19 protein-coding genes are annotated in these 17,455 nt (G+C 68.3%); 13 read left to right on the top strand and 6 right to left on the bottom strand.

Annotated elements, in window-relative coordinates:
- Positions 1–104: 104 nt before the first annotated feature.
- The 3 genes from V9K99_RS13500 to V9K99_RS13490 all read left to right on the top strand — a co-directional run bounded on the left by V9K99_RS13500 (position 105) and on the right by V9K99_RS13490 (position 2,650).
- Positions 105–1,106 (top strand): magnesium and cobalt transport protein CorA, encoded by a 1,002-nt coding sequence (locus V9K99_RS13500; RefSeq protein ID WP_337001690.1) that lies wholly within the window; start codon positions 105–107, stop codon positions 1,104–1,106.
- Positions 1,107–1,191: 85 nt separating this feature from the next.
- The gene (locus V9K99_RS13495) at positions 1,192–2,160 is read left to right on the top strand and encodes a hypothetical protein (RefSeq protein ID WP_337001692.1); all 969 of its coding nucleotides are present in this window, start codon (positions 1,192–1,194) and stop codon (positions 2,158–2,160) included.
- A gap of 58 nt (positions 2,161–2,218) precedes the next feature.
- Positions 2,219–2,650, top strand: coding sequence for a VOC family protein (locus tag V9K99_RS13490; protein ID WP_337001694.1), 432 nt, complete (start codon positions 2,219–2,221; stop codon positions 2,648–2,650).
- Positions 2,651–2,747: 97 nt separating this feature from the next.
- On the opposite strand, the gene V9K99_RS13485 is transcribed toward V9K99_RS13490, so the two are convergent.
- Positions 2,748–4,067 (bottom strand): Gfo/Idh/MocA family protein, encoded by a 1,320-nt coding sequence (locus V9K99_RS13485; RefSeq protein WP_337001696.1) that lies wholly within the window; start codon positions 4,065–4,067, stop codon positions 2,748–2,750.
- 80 nt (positions 4,068–4,147) lie between these two features.
- On the opposite strand from V9K99_RS13485, the gene V9K99_RS13480 reads away from it, so the two are divergent.
- On the top strand, positions 4,148–5,113 hold the full coding sequence (locus V9K99_RS13480; protein ID WP_337001698.1) for a LacI family DNA-binding transcriptional regulator: 966 nt from the start codon (positions 4,148–4,150) through the stop codon (positions 5,111–5,113).
- Here V9K99_RS13480 and V9K99_RS13475 read toward each other — a convergent pair.
- Positions 5,110–5,598 (bottom strand): Lrp/AsnC family transcriptional regulator, encoded by a 489-nt coding sequence (locus V9K99_RS13475; protein WP_337001700.1) that lies wholly within the window; start codon positions 5,596–5,598, stop codon positions 5,110–5,112. The two genes, V9K99_RS13480 and V9K99_RS13475, sit on opposite strands and share 4 nt — an antisense overlap.
- Before the next feature lie 118 nt (positions 5,599–5,716).
- Here V9K99_RS13475 and V9K99_RS13470 point away from each other — a divergent pair, with 118 nt between their 5' ends.
- The 3 genes from V9K99_RS13470 to V9K99_RS13460 are packed head-to-tail and all read left to right on the top strand — an operon-like array spanning position 5,717 to position 9,063.
- Positions 5,717–6,805 carry a thiamine pyrophosphate-dependent dehydrogenase E1 component subunit alpha gene (locus tag V9K99_RS13470; RefSeq protein ID WP_337001702.1) on the top strand — a complete coding sequence of 363 codons (1,089 nt, stop codon included), beginning with the start codon at positions 5,717–5,719 and terminating at the stop codon, positions 6,803–6,805.
- A gap of 3 nt (positions 6,806–6,808) precedes the next feature.
- Complete coding sequence (locus tag V9K99_RS13465) at positions 6,809–7,795, top strand: alpha-ketoacid dehydrogenase subunit beta (RefSeq protein WP_337001704.1); 987 nt, start codon at positions 6,809–6,811, stop codon at positions 7,793–7,795.
- Positions 7,792–9,063 carry a dihydrolipoamide acetyltransferase family protein gene (locus V9K99_RS13460; RefSeq protein WP_337001706.1) on the top strand — a complete coding sequence of 424 codons (1,272 nt, stop codon included), beginning with the start codon at positions 7,792–7,794 and terminating at the stop codon, positions 9,061–9,063. Before V9K99_RS13465 ends, V9K99_RS13460 begins: the two co-directional genes overlap by 4 nt.
- On the opposite strand, the gene V9K99_RS13455 is transcribed toward V9K99_RS13460, so the two are convergent.
- A complete protein-coding gene (locus V9K99_RS13455; protein WP_337001708.1) occupies positions 9,060–9,767 on the bottom strand; it encodes a TetR/AcrR family transcriptional regulator in 708 nt (235 codons plus the stop codon). The two genes, V9K99_RS13460 and V9K99_RS13455, sit on opposite strands and share 4 nt — an antisense overlap.
- A 368-nt stretch (positions 9,768–10,135) precedes the next feature.
- Between V9K99_RS13455 and V9K99_RS13450 the strand changes: the two genes are divergently transcribed.
- Both V9K99_RS13450 and V9K99_RS13445 read left to right on the top strand, forming a co-directional pair.
- Positions 10,136–11,047, top strand: a complete 912-nt coding sequence (locus V9K99_RS13450; protein WP_337001710.1) for a hypothetical protein — start codon at positions 10,136–10,138, stop codon at positions 11,045–11,047.
- Position 11,048: 1 nt separating this feature from the next.
- On the top strand, positions 11,049–11,786 hold the full coding sequence (locus V9K99_RS13445) for a class F sortase (RefSeq protein ID WP_337001712.1): 738 nt from the start codon (positions 11,049–11,051) through the stop codon (positions 11,784–11,786).
- A gap of 37 nt (positions 11,787–11,823) precedes the next feature.
- On the opposite strand, the gene V9K99_RS13440 is transcribed toward V9K99_RS13445, so the two are convergent.
- Positions 11,824–12,621 carry a S1 family peptidase gene (locus V9K99_RS13440; RefSeq protein ID WP_337001714.1) on the bottom strand — a complete coding sequence of 266 codons (798 nt, stop codon included), beginning with the start codon at positions 12,619–12,621 and terminating at the stop codon, positions 11,824–11,826.
- Between the two features lie 160 nt (positions 12,622–12,781).
- On the bottom strand, positions 12,782–14,038 hold the full coding sequence (locus V9K99_RS13435; RefSeq protein ID WP_337001716.1) for an MFS transporter: 1,257 nt from the start codon (positions 14,036–14,038) through the stop codon (positions 12,782–12,784).
- Between the two features lie 123 nt (positions 14,039–14,161).
- On the opposite strand from V9K99_RS13435, the gene V9K99_RS13430 reads away from it, so the two are divergent.
- On the top strand, positions 14,162–14,611 hold the full coding sequence (locus V9K99_RS13430) for a MarR family winged helix-turn-helix transcriptional regulator (protein WP_337001718.1): 450 nt from the start codon (positions 14,162–14,164) through the stop codon (positions 14,609–14,611).
- A 1-nt stretch (position 14,612) separates the two neighbouring features.
- The gene (locus V9K99_RS13425; RefSeq protein WP_337001720.1) at positions 14,613–14,795 is read left to right on the top strand and encodes a DUF3099 domain-containing protein; all 183 of its coding nucleotides are present in this window, start codon (positions 14,613–14,615) and stop codon (positions 14,793–14,795) included.
- Here V9K99_RS13425 and V9K99_RS13420 read toward each other — a convergent pair.
- Positions 14,786–15,646 (bottom strand): LysR family transcriptional regulator, encoded by an 861-nt coding sequence (locus tag V9K99_RS13420; protein ID WP_337001722.1) that lies wholly within the window; start codon positions 15,644–15,646, stop codon positions 14,786–14,788. The genes V9K99_RS13425 and V9K99_RS13420 overlap by 10 nt on opposite strands.
- A 71-nt stretch (positions 15,647–15,717) precedes the next feature.
- Here V9K99_RS13420 and V9K99_RS13415 point away from each other — a divergent pair, with 71 nt between their 5' ends.
- Both V9K99_RS13415 and V9K99_RS13410 read left to right on the top strand, forming a co-directional pair.
- A complete protein-coding gene (locus V9K99_RS13415) occupies positions 15,718–16,767 on the top strand; it encodes an SDR family oxidoreductase (RefSeq protein ID WP_337001724.1) in 1,050 nt (349 codons plus the stop codon).
- A 48-nt stretch (positions 16,768–16,815) separates the two neighbouring features.
- Positions 16,816–17,409 (top strand): helix-turn-helix domain-containing protein, encoded by a 594-nt coding sequence (locus tag V9K99_RS13410; protein ID WP_337323582.1) that lies wholly within the window; start codon positions 16,816–16,818, stop codon positions 17,407–17,409.
- Positions 17,410–17,455 lie beyond the last annotated feature (46 nt).

The raw sequence follows: 17,455 nt of genomic DNA, 5'->3' as shown, positions 1-17,455 counted from the left end.
CACTCGAAGAGCACTCACCAGGGACCGGAATTCATCCCGGCTTCGCCACTCAACCCTATTTCCTATCGTCTTCAGGCCTGACCATCGGGGGAGGAGGACACATCATGATCATCGACTGCGCTTACTACCGGGACGGCCACCGCCAGCACGTCGGTCCGATGTCGATCGAGGACGCCGCCACCCGGTGCAAGGAAGGCGGCTTCGTCTGGCTCGGCATGTTCGAACCGACCGTCGACGAGCTCGCCCAGGTCAGCGAGAACTTCGGCCTGCACGAGCTGGCGGTCGAGGACGCACAGACCTTCCACCTACGCCCGAAGGTGGAGCCGTACGAGGGTGACATCCGCCTCGTCATCCTGCGTACCGCCAGGTACGACGAGGAACGGGAGGAGGTGGACTTCGGCGAGGTGAGCGTGTTCGTCGGGCCGGCGTTCGTGATCACCGTCCGTCAGGGTGTCGCCAGCGACCTGCACGGCGCCCGGATCCGGCTCGAGCAGCGGCCCGAACTGTTGAAGGCCGGCACGAACTCCGTCCTGTGGGCGATCCTCGACCAGGTCGTCGACGGCTACGGCCCGGTCGTCGCCGAGCTCGAACGCGATATCGAGCAGGTCGAGCACACCGTCTTCGCCGGATCCGTCGCGCCGACCGAGCGGATCTACTTCCTGCGCCGCGAGGTGACCGACTTCTACCGGGCCGTTCACCCGCTGCTCGCCGTACTGGCGACGATCGAGCGCGGTGCGCGCAACACCGACCTGTTGCCGTACTTCCGGGACGTGCGCGATCACCTGGTGCTGGTGAACGAGGAGGTGGCGGCGCAACGCGATCTGCTCGCGACCGTGCTCGAGGCGAACATGGCGGTCATCTCGGTCGAGCAGACCAAGGTCAGCGTCCAGCAGAACGCGACGATGGAGCAGCTGACCATCCTGGCCACGGTGTTCCTGCCGCTGACCTTCGTGACCGGGTTCTTCGGTCAGAACTTCGGCTGGCTGGTCGACCACATCAGCGCCGAGTGGGACTTCCTCGTCCTCGGCATCGGCGGCCTGCTCATCCCCTGCGTCGCCCTCTTCATCTGGTTCCGAAGGCAAGCAGCCGCTCGGCAATCAACCTGACGCAGCAGGTTCACACGCCTGACCGCGGTCGTTCCCACGATGGAACGAGGGTCGGGGAGCAGGATCCATCCCCTCGGAGGTTGTGATGCGAAAGCTCCCCGCCCTGATCATCGCGACGGCAACCATCGCCGCCGTCGCCCTCCCGACCGCGTCCGCCGCGCGCCCGGCCGCCGACACAAAAGCCACGTCCACCACAGCTGGCAACACAGCGAGTACGACGACCGCCGCCGAACCACCGTCGTACCCGGCGACCCCACTCACGTCGTACGCCGCCTTCGACGCCAACCAGGCCGTGGCCGTCGACGCGAAGTACTTCTACGCAGTCAACAATCGGACGATCACCAAGCACGACCGCACCGCCGGCGAGCCCTTGCTCCAGTTCGCCGGTGACACCGATGGCCCGTTCAAGCACATGGACAGCGGTGTCGTCGTGGGCAGCAAGTTGTACGCCGTCCACTCGAACTACCCCGAGTGGCCGATGGAGAGCTCGATCGAGGTCTTCGACACCAAGACGATGCGCCACGTCGACACCTATTCGTTCGGCATCTACCGCGGTTCGCTCACCTGGCTGGATCGGTACGACGGCGCGTGGTGGGCCGGATTCGCCAACTATGACGTGATCCAGGACGGGATGACCGAGCCGTACGGCCAGACCTACAACACCCAGGTGGTGAAGCTGAACGACCGGTTCGAACCGGTTGCGTCCTGGACCATCCCGAAGCCGATCCTGGACAAGTTCAAGCCGATGTCGAACTCCGGTGGTTCGTGGGGTCCGGACGGCCGGCTCTGGCTGACCGGTCACGACCTCGGCGAGGCGTACGTGATGCAACTCCCGGTCGCCGGCTCCGAACTGCGCTGGATCGCCACGGTCGACCTCTCGGACGTCCAGGGCCAGGGCATCGCCTGGGACCGCTCGAACCCTAGGCAACCGACGTTCTGGGCGATCAGCCGCCCGAACCGGCAGGTCCGCACCTTCACCATGCCGCTCGGTTCGATCAGCACTCCCACCGCCAAGGGCTGGCAGGTCCTCGGCCCAGGTCAGTTCCGCAAGTAGGCGAAATCCGGTGAGGTAGCGGTCAGAAGCTGGCCGCTACCTTCGAGATTCTGGATGCATGACCGAGAACAACAGCAGCAGCACAGCCACCTTCCACGCGTATTTCGGCTACCGCGATGCGGTCGGTGCCCTGCGTTGGCTGGAGAAGGCGTTCGGGTTCGAGACCACGATGGAGGTGCCGGACGACAAGGGCGGCATCATGCATGCCGAGATGCGGTACGGCGGTGTGGCCTTCACCCTCTTCACCGACGAGGAAGGTTACGACAAGCCGATCCGCAAGGGCGAGACGGTCGGCCACGGCAGCTACATCGCGTTCGACAGCCAGGCCGAGGTGGACGCCATCCACCAGACCGCGGTCGCGGCCGGGGCCGAGTCGGTCTGGGAGCCGGCCGACACCGCGTGGGGCAACTACCGCTGCCGCGTCGCCGACCCCGAGGGGTACGAGTGGACGTTCGGCACGCATCGCCCAGGCGCCCCTGCGTCGTGGTAGCAGGCGGACCGCCAGGCCATCACAAACGAGCGCTCCGTGGGCGGCTGAGCGTGAGCGCGCCGCAGCGTGGCGAATTGTGATGGCCTGGCGGTTCGCGTTAAGCCTGAGCCCAGCCGCCGAGCTCCAGATCGGCGATCACGACAGGCTGGCCGGAGACCAGGGACTGGTTCGCGGCGATGCCGACGGCAACGGCGCGGACGCCGTCGTGGACGTCGGCGGCGCGGCCGAGCGGGTCGTTGCCGGGGCCCTTGAAGAGGTCGGCGTAGATCAGCCGGTCGCCGCCGCCGTGACCGCCGACCCCACGCGGGATCTCGACCTCGACCGCCGGGGCCCAGTGCTTCTGCAGAACGAGCCGCTCGCCGTCCGACCGCACCTCGCCGGCGACGACGCGCTCGGCCGGGTAGCTCGGGTCGATCCGGTCGTCGATCACCGCGGCGCGCTCGACCACCTCGAGCTCGGCGCGACCCTCGGTGCCGTTGACGCAGACCCGGTAGCCCTCCCACGGTGAGTGCGCGTTCAGCGAGTAGCTCAACCGGGCGCCGTTCGCGTACTCCGCGATCACGGCCATGTTGTCCTCGATCGTGATGCCTGGACCGAACACGTCCTGGTCGCGGATGTACCCGTCGTACTGCTCGCTCTCCAGGTACAGCTGCCGGTTGGTGTCGTCGGTGCGCAGGTCGAGCAGCCACGGGTCGTCGGCCGAACCGTCGACGGTGCCCCGCTCAGGTCGTTGCCCAAGGCCACGAGTTGCCGCGTTGTCCGCGCCGTAGAAGGACAGGCCGCCGGAGGCGAAGACACGGGTCGGCGTCGAGGCGATCCACCAGTTCACCAGGTCGAAGTGGTGGGACGCCTTGTGCACCAGCAGGCCGCCGGAGAACCGCTTCTCCCGGTGCCAGCGACGGAAGTAGTCCGCGCCGTGCCGAGTGTCGAGCACCCACTGGAACTCGACGCTGGTGACGGCGCCGATCTCGCCGTCGAGAATCAGTTGCCGCAGCGCGCTGTTGCGGGGTGAGTAGCGGTAGTTGAACGTGACGACGACCGACTTGCCGGACTCGTTCATCGCGTCGACGATCTGCCGGGTGCCGTCGGCGTCGATGGTCAGCGGCTTCTCGACGATCACGTCCGCGCCGGCCCGCAGGATCCGGGAGACGACGGTCGCGTGGGTGTAGTCCGGGCTGGTCACGACCACCCGGTCGACGGACTGCTCCTTGACCATCCGTTCCAGGTCGTCGGCGCCGTACTGCGGCAACTCCGGACCGCCGAGCTCCTTCACCTTCCGGTCGTGGAACGCGAGCCGGCCCGGGTTCGGGTCGAGCAACGCGACCAGTTCGGCCTCCTCGGGGTGCTCCTGGAGGATCGCGCGGACGTAGGCCTGCGCCCTCGAACCAGTACCGGCCACTGCATAGCGTCTGGGCACGACGGGACCCTTTCTACTCGTGTAGCTGCTCACGCTAGCAATCGCTTTCCAAAACGGTCAACGCCCGTATCATCAGGCTCATGACGAAGGCCCCTGTCACCCGGAACGACGTCGCGGAGTACGCCGGGGTCAGCACGGCCGTGGTCAGCTACGTGGTGAACGAGGGTCCGCGACGCGTGTCGCCGCAGACGCGGGAGCGGGTGCTGGAGGCGATCCGCGTGCTCGGCTACCGGCCGAACGCGACCGCCCGCGCGCTCCGGATGGGGACCACCCGCACGGTCGGCCTGATCACCCCGGACGGCGGGAACCCGCTGTTCGCCGAGCTCGCCAAGGCGATCGACAAGGTGGCCTCCGCGCGCGGGTACGTCGTCCTGCAGACCAGCGCGGACGGCGATCCGGACACCGAGCACGCGAAGATCGCGGAACTGCTCACCCGCCGGGTCAGCGGCATCGTCCTGGTCGCACCGACCGAGGACCCGGATCTGAGCGGCGTCGACATCCCGGTGGTCGCGATCAACCGCGTCCTCGAGAAGGCTTCGTCGGTCAGATCGCAGTACCGCGAAGGTGCCCGCCACGGCGTCGAGCACCTGATCGGGCACGGTCATCGCACCATCGGCTTGGTGATCGGGGGCGACGGTCGGCCAGAGCGCGAGTTGGGGTGGCGTGACGCGCTCGAACACGCTGGTCTCGAAGCAGGTCCGATCGCGCGGACAAGCTTCAGCCGGCGCGGCGGGTACGACGCCGGCCGCGAGTTGCTCGCGGCAACACCACGGCCGACCGCGATCTTCGCCAGCTCGGATCTCCAGGCGGTCGGAGTACTGCGGGCGATCCACGAGGCCGGCCTGAATGTCCCGGCCGACATCGCGGTGCTCGCATTCGACGGTACGGCGGAGACCGAGTACAGCTGGCCGCCGCTGAGCGTCGTACGTCAGCCACTGGAGGAAATAGCGCAGGTCGCCGTGACGCGGTTGATCGACGGGTCGGATGCGGTCGAGGCGGTGACCTGCCCGACGGAACTGATCCTCAGGCGTTCCTGCGGCTGCTAGAGCGTGCCGAGGTCCTCGAAGATCAGGGCGGTGCGAGTGGCCAGGACTTCCGGGATGGCCTGCAGCTTCTCCAGGACCACACGTCGCAGGCCCTCGTTGTCGGCCGCGCGGACCAGCAGGATGGCATCGAAGTCGCCGCCGACCAGCGCCATGTGCTTGACCTCGGGGATCGCCTGCAGCTGCTCCCGCAACGTCCGCCAGGAGCTCTGCCGGAGACTGAGAGTGACGTACGCCGACGTCGCCAGGCCGAGCTTCAACGGGTCGACCGTGGCGGTGAACCCGGTGATCACGCCGGTCGTGGTGAGCCGCTCGACCCGCGCGTAGGCGTTCGCCCGGGAGATGTGCACCTGGTCCGCGAGCGCCCGGATCGAGAGCCGTCCGTCCCGGCCGAGCGCCTCGACGATCTGCCGATCGACCTCGTCGAGCGCGGGAGCGACGACCATCTGTCCAGGTCCGGCCGGGCCGATCATCACGTCGTCGGACATCCTGCTCCTCGTTCTGGGGCATTGGGGACCAAACGTCTCGCGATTTTCCCAGGTCTGGAACCGAATGGCCAGAAGTACGACGATGAGGCCACCGTCCGTCTCCCGTTCAGGAGGGTCCATGACCACCGTCGAGGAGCGTTTGCTCCCCTCCGCGGAACCCGTCCGGTTGATCGACCAGGACGGAGTTCCGCACGACCATCCGTCGTACCCGCTTCCCACCAAGGACGCGCTGCTCGACGGCTACGTTCAGTTGATCAAGGGGCGCCGGATCAACGACCAGGCCAGTGCGCTCGTCCGGCAGGGCCGGCTCGCCGTCTACCCGTCGTCGCACGGGCAGGAGGCGTGCCAGGTCGCCGCCACGATGGTGCTGCGCGAGGGCGATTGGCTGTTCCCGACGTACCGCGACACGGTCTCGATCGTGAGCCGCGGCGTCGACCCGATCGAGACGCTCACCCTGCTCCGCGGCGACTGGCACTCCGGCTACGACCCGTACGCCCGAAACGTCGCCCCGCAGTCCACGCCGCTCGCGACCCAGCTCACCCACGCGGTCGGCGTCGCCCACGCCGCGCGGCTCAAGGGTGAGGACACCGTGGTGATGGCGCTCTGCGGTGACGGTGCCACCAGCGAAGGCGACTTCCACGAGGCGCTGAACTTCGCCGCCGTCTTCCACACGCCCGTCGTCTTCTTCATCCAGAACAACGAGTACGCGATCTCGGTGCCGCTCGCCCGGCAGACCGTCGCGCCTTCCCTTGCACACAAGGGCATCGGGTACGGCGTTCCCGGCGAACGGGCCGATGGCAACGATCTGGCCGGGCTGCTCGCCGTCCTCGGGCAGGCCGTGGACAAGGCGCGAGCAGGTGAGGGTCCGCAGCTCGTCGAGGCGCACACGTACCGCGTGCAGGCGCACACGAACGCCGACGACGCGACCCGGTACCGCAACAACGACGAGGTCACGCCGTGGCTGGAGCGCGACCCGATCAAGCGGCTGGAGACCTACCTCGTGCACGAAGGTTTGCTCGACGACTCGGTCCGGCAGCGGGCGTCATCCGAGGCTGACGAGGTCGCCGCACAGCTCCGGGACGGCCTGATGCCCGAGCCGGCGGTGGATCCGGCGGACCTGTTCGCGCACCTGTACACGTCGCAGACCCAGCAGTTGCGGGAACAGGCCGCGTTCCTGCGGGACGAGCTCGCGCGAGAGGAGGCCTGAGCCATGACACACGTGAAGATCACCATGGCGCAGGCGCTGAACCAGGCGCTGCGGGACGCGATGCGGGCCGACGACACCGTGCTGATGTTCGGTGAGGACGTCGGTGCCCTCGGCGGCGTCTTCCGGATCACCGACGGGCTGACCGCCGAATTCGGCGAGGATCGTTGCTTCGACACCCCGTTGGCCGAGTCCGGCATCGTCGGGATGGCGGTCGGGCTGGCGATGAACGGGATGCGCCCCGTGGTCGAGATGCAGTTCGACGCGTTCGGGTATCCGGCCTTCGAGCAGATCGTCTCGCACGTCGCGAAGATGCGGAACCGGACCCGCGGCAAGGTCACGCTGCCGATGGTGATCCGGATGCCGTACGCCGGCGGGATCGGCGGCGTCGAGCACCACTGCGACTCGTCCGAGAGCTACTACGCGCACACCCCGGGTCTCACCGTGGTCGCGCCGGCCACCGTCGAGGACGCGTACACCTTGTTGCGCAAGGCAATCGAGTTCCCCGACCCGGTGGTGTTCATGGAGCCGAAGAAGCTCTACTGGGCCAAGGAGGAGGTCGACCTCACCGAGGACCAGCCCGGCATCGGGACGGCCGTCGTACGGCGGGAGGGTGCGGACGCGACCCTGATCGCGTACGGGCCGTCGGTGCCGGTCGCGCTCGAGGCGGCGGAGGTCGCGGCCGCCGAGGGCCGGCAGCTGACCGTGGTGGACCTGCGATCGATCGTGCCGTTCGACGACGAGACGGTCTGTGCGGCAGTACGTCGTACCGGACGGGCCGTTGTGGTTGCCGAGGCGAGCGGGTTCGCCAGTGTGTCGTCGGAGATCGTTGCCCGGGTCACCGAACGGTGCTTCCACTCGCTGGCCGCGCCGATCCGGCGGGTCACCGGGTTCGACATCCCGTACCCGCCGCCGAAGTTGGAGAAGTACCAGTTGCCGGGCGTGGACCGGATCCTCGACGCGGTGGATGACCTGCAGTGGGAGGACTCGTGAACACGTTCTTGCTGCCTGATCTCGGTGAAGGACTGACCGAGGCCGAGATCGTGCGCTGGCTGGTGAAGGTCGGGGACGTCGTCACCGTCGACGCCCCGGTCGCCGAGGTCGAGACCGCCAAATCCGTGGTCGAGCTGCCCTCGCCGTACGCCGGAGTCGTCGAAGAGCTGCACGGCGAGCCGGGCACGGTGATCCCGGTCGGCAAGCCGCTGATCACGATCGCGAAGGTCGACGCGGGGACGACGTACCGCGAGGAGGAGAAGGCGGGATCGGGCAACGTTCTGATCGGCTACGGCACCGGTGACGGCGCCGGCTCCGGTCGCCGACGCAAGCCCCGGCCGCAGGCATCCCCGGCTTCCGGAAGATCAGTGCCGCCCAGTGGCACCAATCCTCCGAAAAGCGAGGTGCCGTTGGTGATTTCGCCGTTGGTACGGCGGATTGCCCGGGATGCCGAGGTTGATCTGAAGAGCCTGGTGGGGTCGGGTGCGAACGGGTTGATCGTGCGGCGGGATGTGGAGGAAGCCATCGCGCAGCGGTTCGAGAAGAAGCCGGAGGTGACCTCGCGGACCGGGCTGCCGGAGCTGCGGCGGACGCCGATGAGCGGGTTCCGGAAGGCGGTGGCGGCGACGTTGAGCCGGAGCCGGGCCGAGATCCCGGAGGCCACGACCTGGGTGGACGTGGACGCGACCGCGCTGGTGGAGCTGCGGGAATCGTTGCGGACGGCAAAGGATTCCGGGCCTGGGCTGCTGGCGTTGATGGCGCGGTTCGTGGTGGCCGGGTTGCAGAAGTACCCGGAGCTGAACGGGTTCGTCGACACCGAGCGGGAGGAACTCGTCCAGTACGACGGGATCAACCTCGGCCTGGCGGCGCAGACCGACCGCGGTCTCGTCGTACCGGCGGTGCCGAACGCGCATCGGCTGACCACGCGCGCTCTGGACGCGGAGATCAGGCGGTTGACCGAATCCGCGCGGGACGGGCGACTCACGCCGTACGAGCTGGGCTGTGGGACGTTCACGCTGAACAACTACGGCAGTTTCGGGGTGGACGGCAGCGCGGCGATCATCAACCACCCGCAGGTCGCGATCCTCGGCGTCGGCCGGATCATCGACCGCCCGTGGGTGGTCGACGGCGAACTCGCGATCCGCAAACTCACCCAGCTGTCCCTCGTCTTCGATCACCGGGTCTGCGACGGAGGCACGGCGGCCGCCTTCCTCCGCTTCGTCGCCGACGCCTTCGAAAACCCGGCCTCGGTGTTCGCCGACCTCTAGGACAGTTGACGTGGCCGCAGGCCGACGAGGATGGCTCGGAGGCCGGTGGTGAAGCGGGCCTCCGGGCCGGCCAGGTTCTCCCGGCTCAGGTACGCCGCAAGGCTTGCTGCGCCGACACCGAGCTGGTCGCCGGCCGCGGTGGCCCATTCGTCCTCGGTCAGCCCACTTCGCCGTACCGTCGCCGTCCACGCCGCATCGGTCACGGCTGAGCCGATCAGGTAGTGGAAGATCGCCGACACTGCCGCATCCAGATGCACGCCCTTGAACCCGGCTGAGCTCAGCACATTCAGGATGCGCTCGGCCAGGCCCTGGTAGTTCGGTCCTAGCCCGGCATGGGACGCCAGCAACTGCGGCGCCCACGGATGTGCCCACAGTGCCTCGTACGCCGCTGTCGCGAGAACGGTCACCTGGTCGCGCCAGTCACCGCCCGCGGTCGGTACGAGCGCCTCGCCCAGAACCTCGTCGACGGCGAGCTCGAGCAGGTCGTTCTTGTTCGCGATCCGCCAGTACAGCGCGGAGGTCGCAGCGGTCCCGAGCTCGGCCGCCATCCGCCGCATCGAGAACGTGTCCAGCCCGTCCCGGTCCAGCACTTTGACCGCCGTACGGACGATGTCCTCCCGGCTCAGCGGGGCCCTCGTCGCATGCGGATCGGCACGCAACCACACCGATCCGAGCACCGTCTTCTCGTCCGCCTCGCGTGCCATCCGGAGCAGCATAGCGAAAACGCTGTATCAGAGCCTAAAACAGTGTTTTAGTGGCGAAAGGCAACTACTTTGTGCGATCGGAGGAAACGGTTCGGTTGCGAAACGTAAGGACCACGGCGAGTCGCGCTTTCCGTACTTGCGCTCGGCAACGCCGCACCACCAGAATGCCGAGGGCCAATGATCCCGCGGGGCGGACCGGACCAGTTCCGGATCCGGGGAAACGGCCAGGCCGGTTTACGTCGGCTTCGACGGATGGCTTGAACCGCCTGGTCCACGCCGGAGGATGTCGCTCCGGAGGACCACCGACGACCTTGCCGGTCGCAGGATCGGCTACAGACATGGGGAACAGACTTGTGAACGAAACATCGGTGGACACGCGTGTGAAGTCGAAGAGCTCACGCGCCGTCGCGTTGCTTGGTGGGGCGGGCGCGCTGGCGCTCGTGCTGGGCGGCGTCACCCTTGCGATGGCCCCGTCCGCCTCGGCCGACGGCATCGTGAAGCCCGGCAACCCGACCTGCGCCGAGCTCGTACCGGGCTCGACAGAAATCAAGTTCGACCCGCCGACCCCGGGTTCGAAGACGGCTGACGGCGTCACGGTGGACTGGAAAGAGCGCACGCTCCTGGTCGACGACCCGGCGCACGACGGCGACCAGACCGGCGGCAAGGTCGTCGACTTCACCGCCACCGGTGGCGTCGTGCTCGGCGCCATCATCAAGGGCGGACCGAACGCGAACTTCTACGACTACCGCCCGGCCGGGACGGTGGCCGGTGTCGGGCTGCACACGCCGGTGAACGACAACAACGGCAAGTTCTACGGCATCAGCCACGTGTCCTTCTGCGTCGGCAAGATCGTGATCACGCCGTCGCCGTCGGAGACGCCGACCCAGACGCCTACCGAGACCCCGACCCAGACGCCTTCCGAGACGCCTTCGGAGACGCCGAGCGAGACCCCGTCGGAGACCCCGAGCGAGACTCCGTCGGAGACCCCGAGCGAGACGCCTTCCGAGACGCCGAGCGAGACCCCCTCGGAGACGCCGAGCGAGACCCCGAGCGAGTCTCCGTCGGTCACGCCGACGGTGAGCCCGACCAGCACGACGAGCACGCCGGCCGCTCCGGTTCCGACCGACGTTGACGCCGGTCTGTCCGGTGGCCTGAAGAACACGTCCGCCAGCACCAGCAGCCAGAGCGTCTGGGGCATCGCCCTGCTCATGCTCGGTGGTCTGCTCGTGTTCGCCGGCATCCTGAAGTCACGGCAGACGCGCGGTCAGCACTCTGCCTGACATGTCCGCGAAGCGTCGCCGCCCGGGTCGCGCTCGTTCATCGTGGTGGACGATCGGGGCCCTGGCGGCCGGCGCAGCCCTTCTCCTGACTGGCGGATACGTCCAGCTCAGGGGGGACGAAAGCACTGATGAGGGCCGGCAGCCGACAGCTGTCGGCCCCTCGTCGGCTCCCGGCCCGTCGACCCCACGAGTGGCTGGTACGGCGTCCGCCGCACCGACGAAGCCGTCCTCGAAGGGCACTTCGCCGGGCACCTCGCAGTCGACGCCTCCGCCTGAGGTCCTGAGCACCGGACCGGTCCGGCCGGGGAACCCGATCAGGGTGTCGGTGCCGAGTCTCGGCGTCTCCGCCCGCGTACTCGGGATTCGGGCCCGCGGCGGCTCGCTCATCCCGCCGTCCAACCCCCGCCTGGTCGGCTGGTGGTCGGACGGCGCCCAGCCCGGTGCGACCAAGGGCTCGGCGATCATCACCGGCCACACCGTGCACGACGGCGGTGGCGCGTTCGACGACCTCGATGAGCTGACGGCCGGTGACGCGGTCACGGTGACCACCGGCCGCGGCGCGATCAACTACGTGGTCTCTTCGGTGACCATCTATCGCAAGAAGACGCTGGCCAAGCAGGCCGCGCAGCTCTTCAACCAGGGCGTCCCTGGTCGGCTGGTCCTGGTCACGTGCGAGGACTGGGACGGTACTGCGTACCTCAGCAACGCCGTCGTGATCGCCGTACCCAAGAAAAGGTAAGTGGCCGGCCCCCGTGGGCCGGCCACTCGTCAGTAGGTCAGCTGTTGATCTGGGCGGTCAGAGCCGAGTAGTAGGTCGCGACCTCGGCGTACACACCCGGGTTACCGGCGTCGGCGCAGCCGATACCCCAGGAGACGACTCCGAACAGACGGCCGTTCAGGACCAGCGGGCCACCGGAATCGCCCTGGCAGGAGTCCTTGCCGCCCGCCTTGTAGCCGGCGCAGATCTCACCGTTCGCGGCGTAGTCGTAGGCGGCGTAGACATCACTGCAGTACGAGTCCCCGAGCACCGGCACGAGCACCTTCTGGAACCGGTCGGCCGGACCGGTGCCCTCGGTGTTGCCCCATCCGTAGACGGTCGACTGCGCACCGACCGCGTCCGCGGATCGGCTCGACTCCAGCGGCAGGGTGGCGACACCGGTGAACGGCGTGGTCAGCGTGAGTACGGCGACGTCGTGGCCGGCCGCCTGTCCGTACAGCGGGTCCTTCCAGATCTTGGAGATCTTCGAGGTCCGGCCGGTCGTGGTGTTCAGGTTGTCGCGGCCCTGGATCGCCGTGTAGGTGCTCATCGCCTGGGTGACGCAGTGCGCTGCCGTGACGATCTTGTTGGCCTTGACCAGGGTGGCACCGCAGTACTGACCGCTCGGTGACGGCGACCGACTGTTGTTCAGCGCGATCGCCCATGGTGCCTGGGCGGTGCTGGCCAGCGTGCCGCCGACGATGTTGGTCTGCGGCGGCGGGGTCTTCGCTTCGGCGATGCCGACCGCGCCGGCCGAGGCCGCGATCAGGACGGCGGCGGCGAAGGCGGCACGGGCGAGCTTGAGCTTTCCGGACATGCCTCACACTCCAGAGTTCAGTGGGCCGCCTGGGCGGTGCGGCCCCATGACTGAGAAGAGTCGCCTGAGCACGAGGAGTAGCACAAGCGATTGTTTGGGCACATCGGTGACGGGTCATCCCTGTGTCACCCGACCAAGTACGCGCCGCCCGGCGCGTACCTCACCCGCTGACCGGACGTGTGCCACTCACCAACCTCTCGCCAGAGCCGGTCTGAGCCGATGGCTGAGCGTGAGCCGGGTGCGTCCGGTGTGGTTGGTGAGTGGTGGAGATCCGCCCCCGGCGGTCCAGTAGGCCGGAGAGGAGGGCAACCGCGAGGCCGGAGGCGGCCAGGGCGGCGCCTACCCAGTTGGGGGCGGTGTAGCCGAGGCCGTGCTCGATGGTCAGCCCGCCGAGGTAGGCACCGACCGCGTTGCCCAGGTTGAAGGCGGCGATGTTGGCCGCGGAGGCCAGCGCCGGCGCGCCCGCGGCCTTGTCCATCACCCGCTTCTGCAGCGGAGCCACGGTCGCGAACCCAGCCGCACCGAACACCGCGATCGTCACCGCCGACGTCACCCGCCCATGCGCGGTGAACACAAACGCCAGCAGTACGACGGCCAGCAGCGCGAGGATCCCGTACAGACTCGGCATCAGCGACCGGTCGGCCGCCTTGCCGCCGAGCAGGTTGCCGACCACCAGCCCGCCACCGAACAGCACCAGCAGCCAGGTCACCGCCCCGGCCGAGAAGCCCGCGACCTCGGTCATCATCGGCGCGATGTAGGTGAACGACGCGAACACTCCGGCGAAGCCGAGAGCGGTCATCGCCAGCGCGAGCCACACCTGCAGGTTCTTGAAGACGGCGAGCTCACTGCGCAGGCCGGGCCCTTCGGAGGTCGTCTGTCGCGGCACGAGGAAGACAATGCCGAGCAGCCCGATGACGCCGAGCGCGGTGACGGCCCAGAAGGTCGATCGCCAGCCGAACTGCTGGCCAAGTGCCGTACCGCCGGGGACGCCGAACACGTTGGCCACGGTCAGGCCGGTGAACATCAGCGCGATCGCACTCGCCTGCTTCGCTATTGGAACCAGCGACGCGGCGACCACCGAGCCGACCCCGAAGAAGGCGCCATGGGACAGCGCGGCGACGATCCGCCCGGTCATCAGGACGCCGTACGACGGGGCGAGCGCGGACAGCAGGTTGCCGGCGATGAACACGCCCATCAGCGCGACCAGCACGGTCTTGCGGGACACCTTGGACCCGATCGCGGTGAGCAGCGGAGCGCCGACCACGACGCCCAACGCGTAGCCGGAGATGAGCAGACCGGCGGACGGGATGCTGACGCCGAAGTCGGTCGCGACCTCGGGCAGCAGGCCCATGATGACGAACTCGGTGGTCCCGATCCCGAAGGCACCGATGGCGAGGGCCAGCAGGGCTGCAGGCATGACGGGGTATCTCCTCGAATGTAGTCTGGTGACTGTTACCGGCGTCTGCGATAGTTGCAGACGCGGGCTATTGCACAAGCGCTATGATTGCGCATGCAATCGTGAAGTTCAAGTGGAGGAGTCGTGGGACTACCGGACGACGCCGCGGAGGCGCGGGCGCAGGGGTGGCGGACCCTGGCCGCTCTGCATGCCCGGATCGAGGACGAGCTGGAGCGCGCGCTGCAGAAGCAGCACGGGCTGTCGGTGAGTGAGTACAGCGTGCTCGACGTGCTCGCCCGGCAGGACGACTACCACCTGCGGATGAACCAGTTGTCGAACGCGGTCGTGCTGAGCCAGTCCGCGACCACCCGGCTCGTGAACCGGCTGGAGGACCGCGAGCTCCTACAGCGGTACCTGTGCCCGACGGACCGCCGCGGCATCTACACCGAGGTCACCCAGGCCGGCCGCGACCTGCTCGACCAGGCCCAGCCCACGCATGACGCCGTACTGACGTCCGCTCTCGACAAGGCCGCCGACCTGCCCGAGCTGGCTCCGCTGGTCGATGCTTTGGGCAAGCTTTCACTGAAGGTCTGAGATGGCCCGGCGGTACGACAACCGCAAGCTCTACTTCTGGTTGATGGGGAGCTGCCTGGTCCTGATCGGGCTGGCGTGGTTCGTCGTCCGGCTGTTCTCCGTCCCAGTCGCGATCGGGATGAGCGCGGTCGCCGCGGTGCTGCCGCCGATCGCCGTGATCGTGGCCAACTGGGGTCAGGACTGAAGCAGCTTGATGAAGGCTGCGGCGAGCGGGTCCGGCTCGCCGCGCGTGTACGCCGTGAGGGTCCGTCGGACCGGGGGATCGGGGTGCAGGACGTGACCGTCGAAGCCTTTGGGCAGGATGTTGTCCGGTACCAAGGCAGGTCCTAGTCCGGCGGTGGCGAGTGCGGGAGCCGCGGCAGTCTGTTCGGTGCGTACGGCGACGCGTGGCTCGAAACCTGCTTGCGCACAAGCGAGATCGAGTACGTCGGCCAACCCGTGACCGGGGGTGTAGTGCACCCACGCGCGATCGGCCAGATCCTTCAAGGCGATGGTGTCTCCCACCGCGGCCGGGTCGTCGGCGGCGACCACGACGACGAGCTCCTCGGTCTGGATCGTGTGCGTGATGCCCGTCCAGCCGACCGGCTCCGGGCCTACGGCGAGATCCGCCTGGCCGGCATTCATCGCGTCCACCAGTTCATCGGTGTGGCGGTGCTCGAACAGCCGGATGCCCACCTCAGGGTAGGTCTGCCGCCACTTGCGCAAGGCGGCCGGTAGGACCCCCAAGGTGATCGAGTAGAGCGTCGCGATCTGTAGCTCGCCGACTTCCAGTCCCGCGGCTTGACGGGCCGCGCAGCGAGCGCGTTCGGCGTCGGCGAGTGCGGCCCGGGCGTGCGGCAGCATCGCGCGCCCGGTCGGGGTCAGGCGGACGTTCCGCGGCAACCGCTCGAGCAGCGGGCCACCCGCGGATCGTTCGAGCGCGCGGATCTGATGGGACAACGCCGGCTGCGTGACGTGCAGCAGCTCGGCCGCCTTCGTGAACGACCCCTGCTCGACCACGGTCACCAGGTACTCGAGCTGCCTCAGAGTTGTCATGAACCGAGTTTATGACTTCGGTGAAAACTATGCCTTGGACTTATCCGTGCAGGTCAGCAATGCTGTCGGGCATGGACAAGGTGGCTTTGGTGGTCGGTGCGCGCGGTGTGATCGGGACGAATCTGGTCGAGCATCTGGCCTCGCTGGGTGATTGGCAGGTGATCGGTCTGTCCCGCCGCGGCGGTGCGGACGGACCCCGGATCCGGCACGTGGCCGTCGACCTGCTAGATCCGGACGACACCCGGGCGAAGCTGGCCGACCTGCGCGACGTGACGCACGTCTTCTACGTCGCCTACCAGGACCGGCCGACGTGGGCCGAACTGGTGCCGCCGAACCTCGCCATGCTGGTCAACGTGGTCGACGCGATCGAGCCGGTCGCGCGCGGGTTGCGGCACGTCAGCCTGATGCAGGGCTACAAGGTGTACGGCGCGCACCTCGGGCCGTTCAAGACCCCGGCCCGCGAGGACGATCCGCCGCACCTGCCACCGGAGTTCAACGTGGACCAGCAGCAGTTCCTCGAGCACCGGCAGCAGGGCAAGTCGTGGACCTGGTCGGCGCTCCGCCCGTCCGTGGTCGGTGGTGTTGCCCTGGGCAACCCGATGAACCTGGCCGTGGCCATCGCCGTCTATGCGTCGATCTCGAAGGAACTCGGCGTACCGCTGCGGTTCCCGGGCAAGCCTGGCGCGTACGACGCTCTGCTCGAGCTGACCGATGCCGGGTTGCTGGCCAAGGCGACCGTGTGGGCGGCGACCGCGCCGGGGGCGGCGAACCAAGCGTTCAACATCACGAACGGCGATCTGTTCCGCTGGAACGAGCTGTGGCCGAAGCTGGCCGGCTGGTTCGGCCTCGACGTCGCGCCGCCGTTGCGGATGTCCTTGCAGGACGTGATGTCCGACAAGGAGCCGCTGTGGAAGGAGTTGCAGGTCACGCACGGTCTGGCGGAGACGTCGTACGCGGAGGTCTCCTCGTGGCCGTTCGCCGATTTCGTCTTCGGCTGGGACTACGACTTCTTCGCCGACTCCTCCAAGGCCCGCCGAGCCGGGTTCCACGAGTACGTCGCCACCGACGAGATGTTCTACGGGATCTTCGCCGAGTTGCGGCGGCGCCGGGTCATCCCGTGATCCACGCCGTGCCGGAGGCGCGGCCGTAGGTATGGCATGCTCCGGGCTGTGGCGGCGATAGGTGCGGGTAGGTTGCTCGGGGCGAACTTGCGGGCGCGGCGGGACGAGCAGGGGATCTCGTTGTCGGAGCTGGCGCGGCGGTCCGGGATCGCGAAGGGGACGCTGTCGCAGCTCGAGTCCGGGGCGGGCAACCCGACGATCGAGACGGTGTTCAGTCTGTCGAACGCTCTCGGGGTCCCGGTGTCGGCGTTGCTGAGCGAGGCGCCGACCGCCGACCTGGTCCTGGTGCGGTCCACGGACATCGACGTCCTGTCCGGTGAGGCGATCGACCTGCGGATGCTGCGGCGACTGGAGCACCCGGGCGGGCTGTTCGAGATCTACAACCAGGAGGTCCGGCCGGGAGCTGTTCAGCATTCGGACGGCCATCCCGGAACCGAGCATCACATCGTGCTGGACGGGCGATTGCGGGTGACGTCGCGCGGCCGGACCGAGGAGCTGGGCGAGGGTGACTACCTCGCCTTCCGGGCCGGCGCACCGCACGAGTACGAGGCGCTGGACGGCCCCGTCCGGTCGGTCCTGCTGCTCGAGTACCCGCCGGACGCGCACCCGATCACCCCGGGTAGCCCACATCTGCCCACCTGACCACGTTGACCTGGGCCGGGATCGCGCCGTACGCTCGATATCGTTC

Origin of the sequence: Kribbella sp. CCNWLW201 (assembly GCF_037203805.1) — a bacterium.
In the GTDB taxonomy this organism is placed as follows: Bacteria; Actinomycetota; Actinomycetes; order Propionibacteriales; family Kribbellaceae; genus Kribbella.
The sequence above is the reverse complement of the archived record's forward strand: the minus strand, read 5'-3'. Positions and strand labels throughout refer to the sequence as shown.

Coding starts and splice junctions, on each gene's coding strand:
- V9K99_RS13475 (WP_337001700.1), bottom strand. CDS start 5,598: ATGTCCGACGACGTGATGATCGGCCCGGCCGGACCTGGACAGATGGTC.
- V9K99_RS13415 (WP_337001724.1), top strand. CDS start 15,718: ATGGACAAGGTGGCTTTGGTGGTCGGTGCGCGCGGTGTGATCGGGACG.
- V9K99_RS13420 (WP_337001722.1), bottom strand. CDS start 15,646: ATGACAACTCTGAGGCAGCTCGAGTACCTGGTGACCGTGGTCGAGCAG.
- V9K99_RS13465 (WP_337001704.1), top strand. CDS start 6,809: ATGACACACGTGAAGATCACCATGGCGCAGGCGCTGAACCAGGCGCTG.
- V9K99_RS13445 (WP_337001712.1), top strand. CDS start 11,049: ATGTCCGCGAAGCGTCGCCGCCCGGGTCGCGCTCGTTCATCGTGGTGG.
- V9K99_RS13490 (WP_337001694.1), top strand. CDS start 2,219: ATGACCGAGAACAACAGCAGCAGCACAGCCACCTTCCACGCGTATTTC.
- V9K99_RS13500 (WP_337001690.1), top strand. CDS start 105: ATGATCATCGACTGCGCTTACTACCGGGACGGCCACCGCCAGCACGTC.
- V9K99_RS13425 (WP_337001720.1), top strand. CDS start 14,613: ATGGCCCGGCGGTACGACAACCGCAAGCTCTACTTCTGGTTGATGGGG.
- V9K99_RS13470 (WP_337001702.1), top strand. CDS start 5,717: ATGACCACCGTCGAGGAGCGTTTGCTCCCCTCCGCGGAACCCGTCCGG.
- V9K99_RS13480 (WP_337001698.1), top strand. CDS start 4,148: ATGACGAAGGCCCCTGTCACCCGGAACGACGTCGCGGAGTACGCCGGG.
- V9K99_RS13455 (WP_337001708.1), bottom strand. CDS start 9,767: ATGGCACGCGAGGCGGACGAGAAGACGGTGCTCGGATCGGTGTGGTTG.
- V9K99_RS13440 (WP_337001714.1), bottom strand. CDS start 12,621: ATGTCCGGAAAGCTCAAGCTCGCCCGTGCCGCCTTCGCCGCCGCCGTC.
- V9K99_RS13435 (WP_337001716.1), bottom strand. CDS start 14,038: ATGCCTGCAGCCCTGCTGGCCCTCGCCATCGGTGCCTTCGGGATCGGG.
- V9K99_RS13495 (WP_337001692.1), top strand. CDS start 1,192: ATGCGAAAGCTCCCCGCCCTGATCATCGCGACGGCAACCATCGCCGCC.